Source organism: Bacillus sp. z26 (genome assembly GCF_058313635.1).
This window is the reverse complement of the sequence record NZ_JBZFQM010000003.1, coordinates 116,660-133,158: the sequence shown is the minus strand read 5'-3', so window position 1 is coordinate 133,158 and position 16,499 is coordinate 116,660. Positions and strand designations below refer to the sequence as shown.

The window sequence follows — 16,499 nt, the reverse complement described above, 5'->3', positions numbered from 1 at the left end:
AATGAGCGCATTATTGGAGTTTAAGGATTTAAGTTATTGGTACAGACATACTAATAAACAGCATGATATAGTAAAGAAAATTAATGTATCTTTTAATAAGGGACTATTTTATGCTATTGTCGGTCCGTCAGGTTCGGGTAAAACCACGCTGCTGGCGTTAGCAAGCGCGTTAGATGCTCCGAAAGACGGACAGGTCTTATACGAAGGTAAAGATATTAGAAAAATTGGATATACAACTTTTCGAAATAAATATGTATCAATTGTTTTTCAAGCTTATAATTTATTACCTTATATGACTGCATTACAAAATGTCATTACAGCCATGGAGATTACCGGCAATAAGGTTAAGGACAAAAAACAGTATGCACTTGAGATGCTTAGGAAAGTGGGTATCGATGAAAAACAGGCGGGACAAAAGGTATTGACATTGAGTGGCGGACAGCAGCAACGTGTCTCCATTGCCCGAGCCCTTTGCTGTAAATCAGAGTTAATCGTTGCGGATGAGCCAACCGGAAATCTTGATGAGGATACTGCTCAAGACATCATTAAGTTATTTATGCAGCTGGCACATGAGGAAAATAAATGTGTGATTATCGTTACGCACGATCAACATATTGCTGAAATTGCAGATCAAACGATTCGCCTTTCTAAAGGTCAAATCACGATTGTAAATAATATAAACGAACAATTGCCCCGATAAGTGAATGTATATTTTAATGGAAATCTCCGAGATATCGGGGATTTTTGTCCTATCTTTTTACCCTGAGGAGTGAGCACTAGATGCAAAAGATTTTGATTGTGGAAGATGAAAAGGCCATCAGCCAGGTTCTAAAGGCATACTTGAAGAAAGTGAACTACGAAGTTGAACAAGTATTTACAGGTGGTGAAGCAATTGCTAAATTTGAAGAATTTCAACCTAATCTTGTTTTGTTAGATGTTATGCTTCCAGGTATGAGTGGATGGGATATATTAAAAGAAATTCGTACAAAAAGCGCATGCCCTGTTATCATGCTCACGGCACTTGGCGATATCAATTACAGGCTCGCAGGCTTGAATGAGGGGGCCGACGATTATATCACTAAACCTTTCATTGGTGATGAAGTAGTTGCCCGCGTCCAGGCAGTTTTGAGAAGATCAGTACAAGTTATTGATGATAAGGAGAAGAAACACTATGGTGCATTATGCATTAATGTAAAAGCACATAGCGTTACATTAAATGGAGTGGAGCTTGATTTAACACCACGTGATCTTTCTCTGCTAATCTTCCTGGCTCAGCACCCAAATCAACTATTTACGAGAGATCAATTAATTGATCATGTATGGGGGTTGGACTACGAAGGGAGCGACCGAGCAGTCGATTTGTCCATTAAAAGATTGAGAAAGTCATTGCAAAACTGGCCTGCATCTGAAGGAGAAATTAAAACACTGCGAGGATTGGGGTATCAATTAAGTGTCTATGAAAAAAAATAATAAACTACAAATAGATTTTCTGAAGCACTTGGGTCTAAAAAAGAAGAATCATCAGACTAAACGTGTCAGTTTGTTGAAATACTGGACGACACGATATCTGGTAACCCTGTTTATTGGCCTTATCGTCATAGGATTTGTTTCAGGTATCATTATCAGGCAATCCACACTTAATAAGAATCTTGATATTAATAAATACTTGGCAGAGGAAGTAGCAGCGCGGATACTGGATCAGACAGTTGGCACTGACATCCTGCCAGAGCAGAATCCCGAAGTTTTTTCAAATCGAAAAAAACTATTGGAGGTTAGTGGCAATCCTTCTATTTATGTAGTGGATGTCAATGGAAAAATAGTAATCGAAAATCGTTCTAGTAACCACCTTAATGTATCTTCATTTTCACCTGCACTGCTTAATAGTCAGGATGAAGTCAAACAGCTAAACAATATTGGAGGTAAAGATTATTATCTTGTCAAGCGGCCTCTTGTTGTGAATGATACGGTGTTTAGTTGGATTGTAGTTATGCAATCCGAGGCTGAGTTAACGGCAGTAGATCAGGAATACAAATTACTTTTGATTATGATTTTAAGTTTGGCCTTGCTCGGATGGGTTGCGATTTACTTTTTATCCAAAAGACTGGTTAAGCCGATTGCGAATGTAGCTGAAGCAGCTAAACAGGTTCAAAAAGGCAATTATAATATTGAACTTATTGAAGAGGTAGAGGTAAACGAACAGGAGGTTTATGATCTTGTCCACTCCTTTAAGGAAATGGCGATTAAATTGGAGCAGTTGGAAACTATGAGAGCAGAATTGCTGGCAGGCGTTACGCATGAATTGAAGACGCCTGTAACATCAATCAGTGGTTTACTTCAGGCTGTTAATGATGGAGTTGTAACAGGAGAAGAGGCAAAAGAGTTTCTGGCGATCTCTTTACAGGAAACAACTCGTATGCAAAAAATGGTGGGGGATCTATTGGAGTTCAACTCTTTTACGGCCAATGCAATCCCAGTTAATAGAAAATCGATTCAAATCGGGGAAATCATAAAAGAAATGATCTATCAATGGGAAATTGTACAGGAGGATCAACTTGTTAAGGTTACTATGAAACAACCCAAAGAAGACATGATAGTATCGGCGGATCCTCTCCGTTTGCAGCAAATTATCATTAACCTTATGAATAATGCCAAGCAAGCCATTCAAGGAGAGGGAACAATAGAGGTACGTGTTTATAAGCGTGACGAGGATTTTGCCGCCATTGATGTAGAGGACAGCGGTTCGGGAGTGCCTCTTGCTGAACAAGACTTAATATTTGAACGTTTTTATCGCGGCGAAGAAAAAAAATATAAAGTCCGTGGCTTGGGATTGGGATTGCCATTCAGCAGAATGCTGGCCAAAGCCATGGATGGTGATTTGGTATTAACAAATAGCAGTAAAAAAGGTACAACCTTTACTATAGTGCTGAAACGGCTTGCCCAGAAGCGAGGAGCATAAGACAGAGGCTCAGAAGGAGGTGTTCTTCCCTCCGGAAGAGGCTATGCTTATGTCCTGAGCTTCTAGCCGTTGAAGCCGGATTACATATAGTGCTGAAGGGCCTTGAATTAAGGAACGAAGACTAAATTTGCCACGTCCTGTGGCAACGTCTTCATGACCTACATCCTGTAGGCCCGCGATGAGCATAAGACAGAGGCACGGAGGGAGGGTTAAAGGAACAAAGACTAAGAGCGCCACATCGTGTGGCAACGTCTTCGTGACCTACATCCTGTAGGCCCGCGAGGAGTATAAGACAGAGGCTCGGAGGAAGGGGTAAGGAACAAAGACTAAGAACTCCACATCCTGTGGCAACGTCTTTGTGACCAACATCCTGTAGGCCTCCTGAGCTTCTATCTGTTGAAGCTAGATTGCCCAAAAAGCTGAAACGACTGTTCAGTCCTTAGAAGCATAAGACCAATACTCGAAGGGAGGGGGCTTCTCCTGTAGAGTATTTGCTTATGACTCGAGGGACTAGGAGTTGAAGCTAGATTACAAAAAACATAACTAATGCTAAAGCTGCCAATGAGAGACCGGCAGCTTTTTATTTAAAATGAAAAAATTACGTATATTTGACATTTTGTTGACACATACAGTTAGTATAGTAGACAGTGTAATGAATGAACAGAAATGCAATTTTACTATAATTATCGTAATATATTAAATAGACAGTCTAATTTGCAAGGAGAGGAATTTTGATGGAAAACAATAATCGCCATGATTATGAACATTTTGATAAACCAATAGATGCTGCTAATCAAGATAGAAACCAGAAGCCTGAGATGCAAAACGAACAAGAGATTGAAAAGGAATTCCTTTCGTACCGTGGGTATCATGAATTACGTTCGTCAAATGGCGAAGAGAGAGTCCTTGAAAAAAAGAGTATCGTAAATGACCCCCTGCCACAACCACAGTCTCTTGCTTCGAGTGAAGAAATAGAGCTAAGGACGGCTGGAAAAAAGAAAAAAATAAACAGATGGCTGACGCCGGTCATCACCGCGATTCTAGGCGGAACAGTGGCACTGGGCGTAGGTTCTTACTTTGGCTTTGTAGATTTATCAGGGCTACTTCCAGACGAAGCCAGCTCTGTTAAAACAGCTATCGCTACAAATGATAAAGTAAATAGTGAAGATGGCCTGAAAATTATAGATACAACGAAAACGACTTCTGAACTAATTCAAATGATTGAAGAAGTATCTCCAGCTGTAGTAGGTATTGTTAATATACAGAATGCCACTGATTACTACGAATACCGCCAACCAGCAAGAAATGAGGAATCAAATAGCAATCAGGAGAGCGGCACAGGCTCAGGGGTTATATTTAAAAAATCTGGAAAAGATGCATTCATCGTGACAAACAATCATGTTATCGAAAATGCAGATACGATTGAAGTGTCTTTGGCAGAAGGAACAAGAATAACGGCAGAATTAGTAGGTACAGATCCATTAACAGACTTGGCTGTATTAAAGATTGATGCAAGCAAAGTCACAAAAGTAGCTGAATTTGGAGATTCCGAAAAGCTAAGCGTTGGTGAACAAGTATTAGCAATCGGGAACCCATTGGGCCTTGACTTCTCGGGATCAGTAACCCAAGGTATCATAAGCGGCTTGCAACGAACAGTAACGGTTAGCACTTCAGCAGGTGAATGGGATATGGATGCAATTCAAACGGATGCAGCGATAAATCCCGGAAACAGTGGAGGAGCGCTTGTCAATTCAGAAGGACAAGTTATCGGTATCAACAGTATGAAAATAGCATCTGAAGAGGTGGAAGGGATAGGGTTTGCTATCCCAAGTAAGGATGTTTCAGACATTGTGAATGATTTGCTTGCTGATGGAAAAGTTCAACGGCCATATGTTGGTGTAAGTTTGCAATCTATTTCCGAAATTCCTCAATATGTTTTGCAGCAACAATTGAGACTTCCGGAAAATATAACAAATGGTGTAGTCGTAACTCAGGTGGAAATCGGTTCTCCAGGTGCTGAAGCAGGTATAGAGGCTAAAGATGTGATTGTGGCAATCAATGATGCGGAAGTCACTACACTTGGAGAATTCAGAAAATACCTGTATACCACTGCTGATAATGGAGATAAAGTTAAAATCAAGCTATACAGAAACGGAGCAGAAAAAACCGTATCCGTTACAGTTACTGAGAAATAATGAGTTGGAGAATAACTGTTCATTACCTTGTCCCCTTAGGTAAGCGACATTATTTAAATAGATGAAGATTTCGCTTTGAAGCCTGATATACGGGCTTCTTTTTTTCTTAACTAAGAGCAAGTTATTATTTTGGTGTTCATATAATAAGAGAAAAAGAAATCAGGGAGGACAAAATGGGGATATCGTACTGTCCTAGACGAAAGTTATTCCATCTGCAAGCAGGTGAGATGAGCTATGTTATAAAGATTTGCCATCATGCGTATTTGGCACATTTATATTGGGGAAGAAGGATTAAGGAGTCCAATGAAAGTAATCTGTTACAGTTTAAATACCGTCTATTCTCTCCAAATCCAGAAGGGTTTGACAAGACATTTTCTCTCGATACACTGCCTCAGGAATATCCCGCACATGGAAATACAGATTTTCGTACGCCAGCCTATCAAATCCAATTCCCAAATGGGACAACCATTACAGACTTAAAATATAAATATTTTCATATTTATAAGGGCAAACGGGAATTAGCCGGATTACCAGCTACTTATGTTGAGGATGCAAAGGAATCGACTTCGATTGATATTACGCTTATGGATGAACAAACAGGTCTTATAGCGATATTGACGTATTGTACTTATGAAAATGATAATGTGATTACTCGGTCGGTCCGGGTTATCAACTATGGAGAAAAACCAGTGAAAATTCTTAAAGCCATGAGCGCTTCCGTTGATTTCAGGGAAAGTGATTATGACTTACTGACCTTATATGGTGCTCATGCCAATGAATGTAATCTTTCCAGAAAACGTTTGACAGCTGGAAGCCAACTCATCGAAAGCACGCGTGGGGCCAGCAGCCATCAGCATAATCCATTTGTATGTCTGGCAAAGCCAGAAGCAAATGAAGAGTATGGAGAAGTATACGGGTTCAGCCTCGTTTATAGCGGGAATTTTTTGGCACAAGCAGAGGTGGATCAGTATGAAACAACGCGTCTATCAATCGGTATTAATCCCTTTAATTTCAGCTGGTATTTGGAGGTCGGTGAAACCTTTCAAACACCGGAAGCAGTTTTGGTTTATTCCTATAAAGGATTAAACGATATGTCAAGAACTTATCATGAATTATACCGATTTCGTTTGGCAAGAGGGCTATATAGAGATTGCCTGCGCCCTGTATTGTTAAATAACTGGGAAGCCACTTATTTTAAATTTAACTCCGATAAACTTGAACAGCTTGCACAAGCAGGGAAGGAGCTTGGTGTTGAATTATTTGTCTTGGATGACGGGTGGTTTGGCAAACGTAACAACGCAAAGTCCTCGCTTGGAGATTGGAAAGTGGATGAACAAAAATTGCCTGGTGGGTTAAAAAAGCTGGCTGAGCGGATTAATCAGCTGGGGATGAAATTTGGCCTCTGGTTTGAGCCGGAAATGGTATCTATGGATAGTGACCTATTTCGAAAATATCCAGATTGGTGTATACATGTTCCCAATCGTCCGAAATCACTGGGACGTAATCAATTGGTCCTTGATTTAACAAGGGGTGAGGTATGTGAGTACATAATTGATGCTGTCTCTGATGTCTTATCATCCGCTCCTGTCAGCTATGTGAAGTGGGATATGAATCGTCATATGACAGAAGTTGGTTCATCTGCTTTACCACCAGAAAGGCAAAGGGAAACAGAACATCGCTATATGCTGGGACTCTATTATATATTAGAGGTATTAACTAACCGCCACCCAACCGTTTTATTCGAAAATTGTTCAGGGGGAGGAGGCAGATTTGATCCGGGAATGCTCTTTTATATGCCACAGGTGTGGACTAGTGACAATACTGATGCTGTCTCAAGGTTGAAAATTCAATATGGAACCAGCCTCGTATATCCGCCAGTATCGATTGGGGCACATGTTTCAGCTAGCCCTAATCATCAAGTGCACCGCCATACTTCTTTATCCATGCGCGGACATGTTGCCTTTTCAGGAAATTTAGGATATGAACTTGATCTTGCGAAACTAAGCCAGTCAGAAAAGGAAATCATTAAAGAACAGATTAAATTGTATAAAGAAATTCGTTCTGTTATTCAATTTGGTACGTTTTATCGATTGCTTAGCCCTTTTGCGGGAAATCAGGCAGCTTGGCAATTTGTCAGTACGGATTTATCTGAGACGGTTGTTATGTATTTCAGGCTGATGGCGCAGCCTGCAGAACCATTTCGTATCTTCAGGTTAAGAGGATTAAATCCCGTTAAAAAATACTTCGATAAAGATACTTCCTTATTATATGGAGGAGATGAATTGATGTACGCGGGGCTTTCTATCCCTGAAATGAAAGGTGATTATTGCAGTATGTTATGGAGATTTTCCTAATGTGATAAGTAATGGCATGCCAATATAGATGTCCGTATTCAGAAGGAAAGAGTTGAATATACAGAAAAATCAAAATTAACAATTTACTTTGGATATATTTTCCTCTAAACTTTAAAGTATACCGCTGTTTAAGAAGGAGAGTTAGATGGCAAGTGAATATATAGAAAATTTATTTATTAATCTATTTATCATCCTGATCATTATTCAGCTAATTTACTTTTGGCATGTAAAGTATGGAGCGTTGGGAGAGATTAACTATATAATCGTTGGGATAGGCCAAGCGATTAGTATTCTATTAAATATTTTATTTTTCTCTGTTGAACCATCGCCTGGTGCCGAGATGGTTAGTTTAAGCTCTATATCTATTATTCTTGGTATTTATTATGGCCGGTATTCAGTTGGAGTCGGTTTGTATATAATCACACTTATTGCATCTTTCCTTCACACCACCTCATTTGAATGGTTTTACTTCTTTTCAGGTCTTATTTCCTTTTTCGCTGCATCCATTTTTAAAGAAAGATATAAGAAACTAATGACTAATCAGCGATTGATTGCATCCAGTTTAACGGCGCTTATTTCCTCTTTGGCTATTATGATTATCTTTACGTTTATGTATGTTCAAGAATCCAGCCTAAAAAGCAGTTTCTTATATGTTCTATTATTTACATTTGGAATGGTATGGATGGTTTATACAATTGAAAGGCTGGAAAGAAGCAGAAATTTAAAAAATAAATTAATTGATACAGAGAAATTACAGTCAGTCAGTCATTTAGCTGCTTCTATTTCTCATGAAGTTCGTAATCCATTAACCGCTACGAAAGGATTTCTGCAATTATTAAGAAATGACGAGAATCTAACGAAGGAAAAAAAACAGCAGTTTATTGATATTGCGTTATCTGAATTAGACCGAGCTGAGACCATTATCAACGACTATTTGGCATTTGCTAAACCACAAATAGACCGTAAGGATCATATCAATATACAAATAGAATTGAATAAGGTGGTTGATATCGTAAAACCGCTGGCGAATATGCAAAATGTAAGCATTAAGATTGACGTGTCTCCCTATATAGTGGAGGGGGAGAGGCCATTATTTCAACAATGTTTTGTGAATATTTTAAAAAACGGTATTGAATCAATGGAGCATGGAGGAATTCTTACATTAACTACTGTCAAAAAAAAGAAGGGTGTAGATATCATTATTGTTGATACGGGGATTGGTATGAACACTGAACAAATAAAGCGTATGGGTGAGCCCTACTTTTCAACAAAAGGTGTAGAAGGCACAGGGCTTGGAATGATGGCAGTGTATAGAATTATTGATTCGATGAAAGGGGCCGTACGTGTTAAAAGTAAACCTGGTGAAGGTACAACCTTTACCATCTACTTTCCGGGACATGAACTGAAATCAATGTGAATTAAAACATAAACGATCAATAAAGACCTGAATGGAGGGGACCATCAGGTCTTTTTATTGATCAGTCAATCAATCGTATATAATTCAGGTGATATGGTCTTAAGAAACGGACTTAGTTCCCCTTTACTAAAGAGATAAAGTTCATGCATAGCTCTTGTACAGGCGGTATAGAATAATTTTCTTTCCAATTCACGCCTATATGTTTCTTTCGAGGCATCATAAATAAGGACAGCGTCAAATTCTATCCCTTTTGATAAATAAGAAGGCAGAATCAAAATTCCTTTACTATATGAATAGGTGTTTTTCTCCATAAGCTGGACATTTAGATTCTTGGATAATTGTTCGTAGGCTTCCCGTGTTTCTTCTTCGGTTTTACATATAATTGCAATCGTTTGATGACCTGCTTTTTCTAAAGAAGAGATCAGGCTGCTAATGGCAAGAGTACGTTGGGAATTGTTATTTACTATTTTTAGGATAGGTTTTGGTCCAGTTCTATTAAACGGTTCAATTTGAACTTCATCCAGTATCTCTTTCGTAAATTCAACTATTTGACGTGTTGATCGGTAGCTTTTCGTCAGTTCTATTTTTTCAAATTCATCCGTGTCATAAAGCTCATCAGAAAGCAAAGTTGGTGCATGAATGGAATGAGCATAAATGGCCTGATTAAAGTCCCCTAATATCGTCATTTTACTGGCGGGAAATAGCTCCTTTAGGACTGCGAATTGAAAGGGTGTATAGTCCTGTGCTTCATCAATAAATAGATGACGGATCAGGTTATCCGTTTTTCGTCCTTCCAGCTTTGCTTTTAAATAGACAAAGCCTATTCCATCTTCATTGGCTAATTCGTTTTGTTTGCTCCGTTTCAAGGTGTATTCACAAACTTGTGGCCACATCTCAGGGAATTCCGCTTCCTTAATATGTTTATAGCCATTGATGAAAAAGTTCGTATAGATCGCCTTTACGTTGATAAACTTTAGATTTTTAATGGCTCTTTTTATGGGATTAAAATAGGTTTGAACTATTTTTTTTGCCAATTCATCTTTTTCTCGGTTAAAATCAATAAATGAGTCTTCTGAGTTGTGCTGCTTTGCCTCGAGCTCCATATAATTCTCTGTATATTCTTCTGTTTCCAACAACTCTAATTCATCCTCGACCCAGTCACATTTATATTCGATTTTTTCCTTCTCATTCAATTCACGTAACAGCCATTCTTTCACGATCTGCATACGAGCTGAAATCGGATTACGTGAATCGAGAGAGTAAAAGTATGCTGCTATCTCATTCGATGTAATAAGTGTTTCACCTCGAAAAGTGATGTTTTTAAACCTAAGATCCTTTATGCTGAGATGCTCTATATATTCATCCATTATTCGTTTATAGTGCAATCCGGCCTTGAAACGGATTCCTTCCAGTCTGGCTTGATCATATTCGCCATTTTCATTTTTTAATACGTATTCCATCTGTTTAAATGGATCCTCAATCGTAAAATCTTTTCCTGCATATTTATCGATATAATCGTGTAAGGTGGTTTGCTGCATATTTTCTTCACCTAAATTAGGTAATACTGTCGCTATATAACTATTGAATAAAGGATTTGGAGAAAATAACAGTATATTATCTGACTTAATTTTTCCTAAATAACGATACAGTAAAAAGGCAACACGCTGAAGCGCGGCTGATGTTTTTCCGCTTCCGGCAACTCCCTGAACGACTAAATACTTGCTTTGTTCATTACGAATAATTTTATTTTGCTCTTTTTGAATGGTAGCAACTATGTTTTTCATTTGATTATCCGCATGGGTACCGAGAACCTCTTTTAATAGTTCATCGCCAATTGTTAAACCGGTATCAAACATGCTTTTCATCTGTCCATTTTTTATGATAAATTGTCTTTTTAGCTCCATGGTGCCCGTAATTGCCCCATCTAGTGTTTGATATTCAGCCGGACCAGGAGAGTAATCATAATATAAGCTCGAGATAGGGGCGCGCCAATCATAAATAAGGAAATTTTCGTTGTTTTGATCCATTAAAGAAGCAATTCCTATATAGACTGTATCCGTTTGTTCTTCACCGTCTTCATGAAAATCAATCCTGCCGAAATAGGGAGAGTCTTTAAGTAGGTCCAATGTTTTCAATTGCTTCGTAACCAGATTTTGGGTTCTTTCCCTTTCTGAAAGCAATTCTGATTGTTGTTTAATGCTTGCCAGTGTTTCGACTGCATCTTCCGCATTATCCAGATTGACTGTGACATCCTCCCAAAAGGTTTTTCGAATATGACTGACTTCTTCTTTTATCCCACCTGAGGATTGTTCCAGCATGTTCGTTTTATGATCAATTATCTTGATAATGGTTGATAGCCGTTGCTCTTCATCTTGATTTAATTTTTGTTCGGTCATATCGTGTCCTCCTGACGAAATCGGATCTTAAAAAAAGCTTATGATACTTTAGGGAAAGTTTAAGTCTGCAAATACGAATGTTGAATTTTGTATACTGTGATGAGTATCGAGTTAAATTATTCTTTTCCACATTATAAAAGATTAAAACCCGGTATGAATGACAGTCGATTCCTGCCAGCAATACCGGGCATGGGTTTGGATTGATTACATATTAGTTGAATGAACTTCTTTCTGTTGATCCGCATCTTTCTCAAAGAACAGGATAAGAGAAGGAAGCAACAGGCCTCTTACAAGGAATGTATCTAATAGAATGCCTATTGCTACAATAAAACCAAAAACAAACAATACGGCAATTGGTTGTGTCATTAACACGGCGAATGTTGCCGCAAGAATGATCCCTGCGGAGGAGATGACACCGCCTGTATTGGCCACAGCGATTTCTACCGCTTTTCTAACAGAGTGCTTTTCACGTTCTTCCTTGTATCTGGATATCAAGATGATATTATAATCAATACCAAGTGCTACAAGGAAAACGAAAGCATACAGTGGTACCCTAGTGTTAATAGCATCAATACCAAACAGGATATCTATTAAAAAGGTTCCAAGGCCTAAAGCTGCCAGGAAGGATAGCAAAATCGTTCCCATCATATAAATAGGCATTTTGAAGGATCTGGTCAGAACAAACAGTAAGACTAAAATCAGTAATGTTTCTGCAATGACAATCACGATAATATCCCGATCATTAATGGTTCGATCATCCACTTTTGTTGCCGTTTCTCCAGCGAAGTATAGCTTTCCTTCAATGTCTGCTTCTTTTAAGAGCGTATCTGATTTGTCTCGTATGGTCTCTAAAGCATCTAAAGTTTCTAATGCATATGGACTTTCCGAAAATGAAAGGTTGTACTGCAGTGCTTTTCCATCTTCAGTAGCACCTGATTGGCGTATACTTGCCACTAGATTTTGTTCTTCAAGTGTTTTTACAAGTTTTTCACTTTGGTCCTTTGATATAGATTGCTCAGACTTAAGTAAAACGGTCGTTGGTGCAAGATCGCCTTTATCGAACTTTTCTTCAACAATCTCATAGCCTTCTCGAGACTGCATATCCTCAGGGAATCCCTTAACCGTATCAAATTCATATTTGATAGTAAATATGTTTAAGGCAGAGATGATTAGAATAGTAAAAACAATTCCTCCTGCCATTAAAGGCTTGGTGGTAACGAAGTTTGCAGTTCTGGACCAGAAAGTTGCTTTTGTTTGCTTGCTTTCTCCAACCTGAGGGATCTTAGGCCAAAAGGATTTTCGGCCAAATAGGGTGAATAAAGCCGGAACGAGCGTCACTGACGCAATCATGATGATAAACATCGTTGTTGCAAAAGTAGGTGCAAAGCTTTGGTAATCTCCATTTTTAGCCAGGAATAGGACAAGCATGGCTGCCAAAACAGTCCCGCCTGAGAAGAAAACAGGTTCGCCTGTTTCTCGCATCGCCAAACTCATTGCTTCATGCTTGCTGGTATATCGTTTCAGTTCTTCTCGATATCGTGCAAAGACAAATAGAGAATAATCTATAACAGCTGCAAATAATAGAATGGTCATAATGGAAAGAGATTGTGTACTCATTTCCAAACCAGCTTTCCCCATTATTCCGAGCAACTGATCCACTACTATATACACAAAACCAGCAGCCAAAAGCGGAATAAGTGCCAATAATGGGGAGCGATAAATAACAATTAGCAGGACTAAAATCAGTCCAACTGTTGAAAATAATAAAACCAGGTCGGCTTTTGAAAATAAGCCCAATGTATCAGAGGCAATTCCTGCCGGTCCAGTAATCTTGAATGTCATATCAGCAGTGGTATCTTCTACTGCAGCATAGATATCCTCAATACCGGCTTGAATCTCTTTTGATTCAAGTGAGCTTTCAAAGTTAAGCGGTATAACAGCTGTTGTTCCATCCTTTGATAAGAATTGTGCCTGCGCCTGTGGAGGCAGTGAAGAAAAAGGAACAGCTTCCTTAACTCCTTTTATATCTTCCTTAATAATCACATCCATCGCTTGACTTATTGTCTGTGTGTCTGCTTTTCCTGACTTAGTCGAGAATACTAAAAGGGCTGGGACCCCCTGATCATCTTTAAAATATTTGTTCAGTTCTTCGTTGGCAATAACGGATTTTGCATCATCAGGTAATGTTTGTATACTCGAAACATCATAATCTTTGGCACTTGGTGCAAATAGGAATAATCCTAAGGTTACCACTAACCATGCAATTAATGTTATCCACATGCCCCGTTTAGTAGTAACCCTATCTGTTAGTGCGGCTAATAATCTTTTCAATAGTATTCCTCCTTTAGGGTAAGTTTTGGAATATAGTTTTACTGTCTATTTCAATTAAATAATTTATGCTCGGATATATCAAAAATAAAGATAGATTAAAGCAAGACCGAATTATCATTTTGAATGCTAAAACGTATTATTTGAAACAATCCAGCTAGTGAGATATAAAGGGTATAATAAGTGTATACAATGAAAGAAGGTAACAAATTGGATACAAAGACTTGCAGTGAAACCAGAATTGTGAAGACAAACCGTATATTTCCGAGCGATGTAAATGATCATAATACGTTATTTGGCGGTAAATTAATGAGTGACATTGATATGACTGCTTCACTTTCAGCAACGAGGCATAGCCGTAAAACAGTTGTGACAGCATCAACAGATTCTGTAGATTTTTTATATCCTATTACAACTGCTGATTCTGTATGTTTGGAGTCATATGTGAGCTATACCGGTAAAAGCTCGATGGAAGTATTCGTAAAAGTGATTGCTGAAAATTTGATGAGTGGTGAACGTAAAATAGCAGCAACCGCATTCCTTACATTTGTTGCATTGGATGAAACAGGAAAACCATGTCGTGTTCCGACCATCATCCCTGAAACTGAGGAAGAGAAGAAGCTGAACGAGACAGGAAGCATTCGAGCTGCAAAACGAAAACAACATCGTATACAAAGTAAAGAGCTTGCAGAATTTATTACGACAAAAAGGCCTTGGGAATAATAGAAGTCTTACTAAAAAGGGATGTAGAAGAATGGTGATGCCATTATCTCCATTCTTTTTTATGTACTTCTTTTTTCATCACCAGCTTATGTCATTTTTGATTCGGTAGGATGTAATTGCTGCGTATTCTCTAACATGAGATTTTAATATTGCTATTTTAGGGGTTTTAGCTGGTATGCCAATCAAATTCAAACCCTGTTTCTCAGCGATTTTAATAGTTCGATAGAGGTGATAATCATTCGTTACGACTGCCCCGGATTTTAAATGTTTTGGTATAAGCTCTTTCGAAAAAGCAATGTTTTCTTTCGTATTTGCAGAAGTATCTTCCAGTATTAATCTGTTACTGGATATACCGTATTCTATCAATCCTCTCTTCATAGCCTCAGCTTCTTAAATATCCTCTCCTTCTCCTCGGCCTCCGGAAAGAATGGCCATACAATTCGAATGATCCAGTAAATAATTAGCTGCTGCATCAATTCGATATTTCAATGAAAGAGAGGGAGTCTCACCTTTCACTCTCGCACCCAATACAATAATATATTCAATCGGTTCCTCCAGTTCTTGGTTTGCATATCGAAACATATTAAATTGAAGAATGGATATGTAAATAAGTAAAATCAAGATAATAGCAACAAAACTAATCATTATGTCCTTTTTCATTACTTTCTAACTCCCTTCATAAATCCTATGACAATCATAAAGGATTATTGGAAAGAAGTGTAAGAAATGATGGGTTAGAGTTTAAAATATAACAATCAATATAGCATAGATGATAACAAGAAAATGGATTAATCGTGATGTCGTATAAACGAGAGGCATATTTAATGTGTTCGTTAAGTATGGTAACTAAAAAAACGTATATTTTATTAAGATCCTTAAAAAGGATAAATGATATCCCTTAGAAACTGAGTATGAAAGGAAAAGAGATCCAAATACATCGACCAGTTAATCTCTTTTTATAGGGAATTGATTAGGAAAGAAACACTATATCCTAAATGGCGGGGGGCATCTGAAGGGATGCCCCTTATAACCTGGTGGCTGAATGTATGGCTATTCCTCCTTCTTATAAATGCTGTGTTCCGGTATGGCCATTTCATCAAAATGGTTTGCCAGGATGTTCAGCTCCTTTTTTAAATATTCCTCAAGGAGCGGGAGACCATGGCCTGTGACGGCAAAGTTCGGGTTCAGCTGATTTAGCTTAATCACAGAATCTTTGGCTGCGTTCCAATCTGTAGTAAAGTAACTCGGTGGACCACTGATTTCTTGTTTTTGGGTTAGGACTTTATAAAGTGATTCCTGTTTTACGCCAACGAATGCGTCACCGGCTATTAAAAAGCGGTCTTCTTCGCGAAAAAGGGATATATGCCCTGGTGTATGCCCAGGCGTATGAATCCATCTCCAGCCAGGCATTTCTGGAACGCTCCCATCAGCCGGAAGAGGTTGCACCTTAGCGCCGATATCAATACCGTGGTTAGGAAAAAAACGCGCAATGTCAGGAACGAGCCCGCCATCTGCTTTATAGTCAGGTTCAGGATAATTCTTTTGCCCGGTTAAATAAGGAATCTCCAGTTCATGAGCATAAACGGGCACATCCCATTTATCCAATAATTCTTCAAGGGCACCAACATGGTCGAAGTGGCCATGTGTTAAAATGATCGCTTTTGGCTTGCTTTCTTTACCAAAACGTTTGTTTACTGCTTCGATAATCTCATCATCGGCCTTAGGCATGCCGGCATCAATCAAAACGAAATCGTCTTGCTGAGGTAATCCTACCAGCGTAATATTAACGATTTGTGTATTCAGGACATAAATATCTTCTTTCACTTCAATACCCATTCCGCTCGTAGATGATGTTAAAGGAATATATGTATGACGGAATGTTGGTTTAGATTTATGTTCCATAAAAATCCCTCCTAAGATAGGCTCTTTACTTAGTATGTACCCTGATTTCATTTCTCATTAACAAGAAAAATGAAAAAGCTGTGAATGAACGCCTGTATTTCTATTAGGCGAACATGTTGAGCGTTTGAGGAGAGTTTTAATACTAGCTGACTATTAATCAATATAGCTTTTGTGAAAATTAAGATAGGATACCTATATAATATAAAATTAATAGATATAGAAAATAGA

10 protein-coding genes and 1 pseudogene are annotated in these 16,499 nt (G+C 38.4%); 7 read left to right on the top strand and 4 right to left on the bottom strand.

The window, feature by feature from the left end:
* Nucleotide 1: 1 nt before the first annotated feature.
* From AC4G3K_RS11015 to AC4G3K_RS10990, 6 genes are all read left to right on the top strand, one after another.
* Nucleotides 2-700 (top strand): ABC transporter ATP-binding protein, encoded by a 699-nt coding sequence (locus AC4G3K_RS11015; RefSeq protein WP_491133309.1) that lies wholly within the window; start codon nucleotides 2-4, stop codon nucleotides 698-700.
* Nucleotides 701-780: 80 nt separating this feature from the next.
* Nucleotides 781-1,470, top strand: coding sequence for a response regulator transcription factor (locus AC4G3K_RS11010; RefSeq protein WP_491077593.1), 690 nt, complete (start codon nucleotides 781-783; stop codon nucleotides 1,468-1,470).
* A complete protein-coding gene (locus AC4G3K_RS11005; protein ID WP_491133576.1) occupies nucleotides 1,457-2,956 on the top strand; it encodes a HAMP domain-containing sensor histidine kinase in 1,500 nt (499 codons plus the stop codon). The genes AC4G3K_RS11010 and AC4G3K_RS11005 overlap by 14 nt, the downstream gene beginning before the upstream one ends.
* Nucleotides 2,957-3,690: 734 nt before the next feature.
* Nucleotides 3,691-5,151: a S1C family serine protease gene (locus AC4G3K_RS11000; protein ID WP_491133308.1), complete on the top strand. Its 1,461-nt coding sequence runs from the start codon at nucleotides 3,691-3,693 to the stop codon at nucleotides 5,149-5,151.
* 173 nt (nucleotides 5,152-5,324) lie between these two features.
* Nucleotides 5,325-7,505, top strand: a complete 2,181-nt coding sequence (locus AC4G3K_RS10995; protein WP_491133307.1) for an alpha-galactosidase — start codon at nucleotides 5,325-5,327, stop codon at nucleotides 7,503-7,505.
* A 145-nt stretch (nucleotides 7,506-7,650) separates the two neighbouring features.
* Nucleotides 7,651-8,922, top strand: coding sequence for an ATP-binding protein (locus tag AC4G3K_RS10990; RefSeq protein ID WP_491077596.1), 1,272 nt, complete (start codon nucleotides 7,651-7,653; stop codon nucleotides 8,920-8,922).
* Between the two features lie 65 nt (nucleotides 8,923-8,987).
* On the opposite strand, the gene helD is transcribed toward AC4G3K_RS10990, so the two are convergent.
* Nucleotides 8,988-11,318, bottom strand: coding sequence for an RNA polymerase recycling motor HelD (helD, locus tag AC4G3K_RS10985; protein WP_491133306.1), 2,331 nt, complete (start codon nucleotides 11,316-11,318; stop codon nucleotides 8,988-8,990).
* Nucleotides 11,319-11,522: 204 nt separating this feature from the next.
* Nucleotides 11,523-13,649: an MMPL family transporter gene (locus AC4G3K_RS10980; protein ID WP_491133305.1), complete on the bottom strand. Its 2,127-nt coding sequence runs from the start codon at nucleotides 13,647-13,649 to the stop codon at nucleotides 11,523-11,525.
* A gap of 207 nt (nucleotides 13,650-13,856) precedes the next feature.
* On the opposite strand from AC4G3K_RS10980, the gene AC4G3K_RS10975 reads away from it, so the two are divergent.
* Complete coding sequence (locus AC4G3K_RS10975) at nucleotides 13,857-14,369, top strand: acyl-CoA thioesterase (protein WP_491077599.1); 513 nt, start codon at nucleotides 13,857-13,859, stop codon at nucleotides 14,367-14,369.
* A gap of 78 nt (nucleotides 14,370-14,447) precedes the next feature.
* Here AC4G3K_RS10975 and AC4G3K_RS10970 read toward each other — a convergent pair.
* Both AC4G3K_RS10970 and AC4G3K_RS10965 read right to left on the bottom strand, forming a co-directional pair.
* Nucleotides 14,448-15,029 (bottom strand): annotated as a pseudogene (locus AC4G3K_RS10970) (YdcF family protein).
* A gap of 390 nt (nucleotides 15,030-15,419) precedes the next feature.
* Nucleotides 15,420-16,271 (bottom strand): MBL fold metallo-hydrolase, encoded by an 852-nt coding sequence (locus tag AC4G3K_RS10965; protein ID WP_491133304.1) that lies wholly within the window; start codon nucleotides 16,269-16,271, stop codon nucleotides 15,420-15,422.
* Nucleotides 16,272-16,499 lie beyond the last annotated feature (228 nt).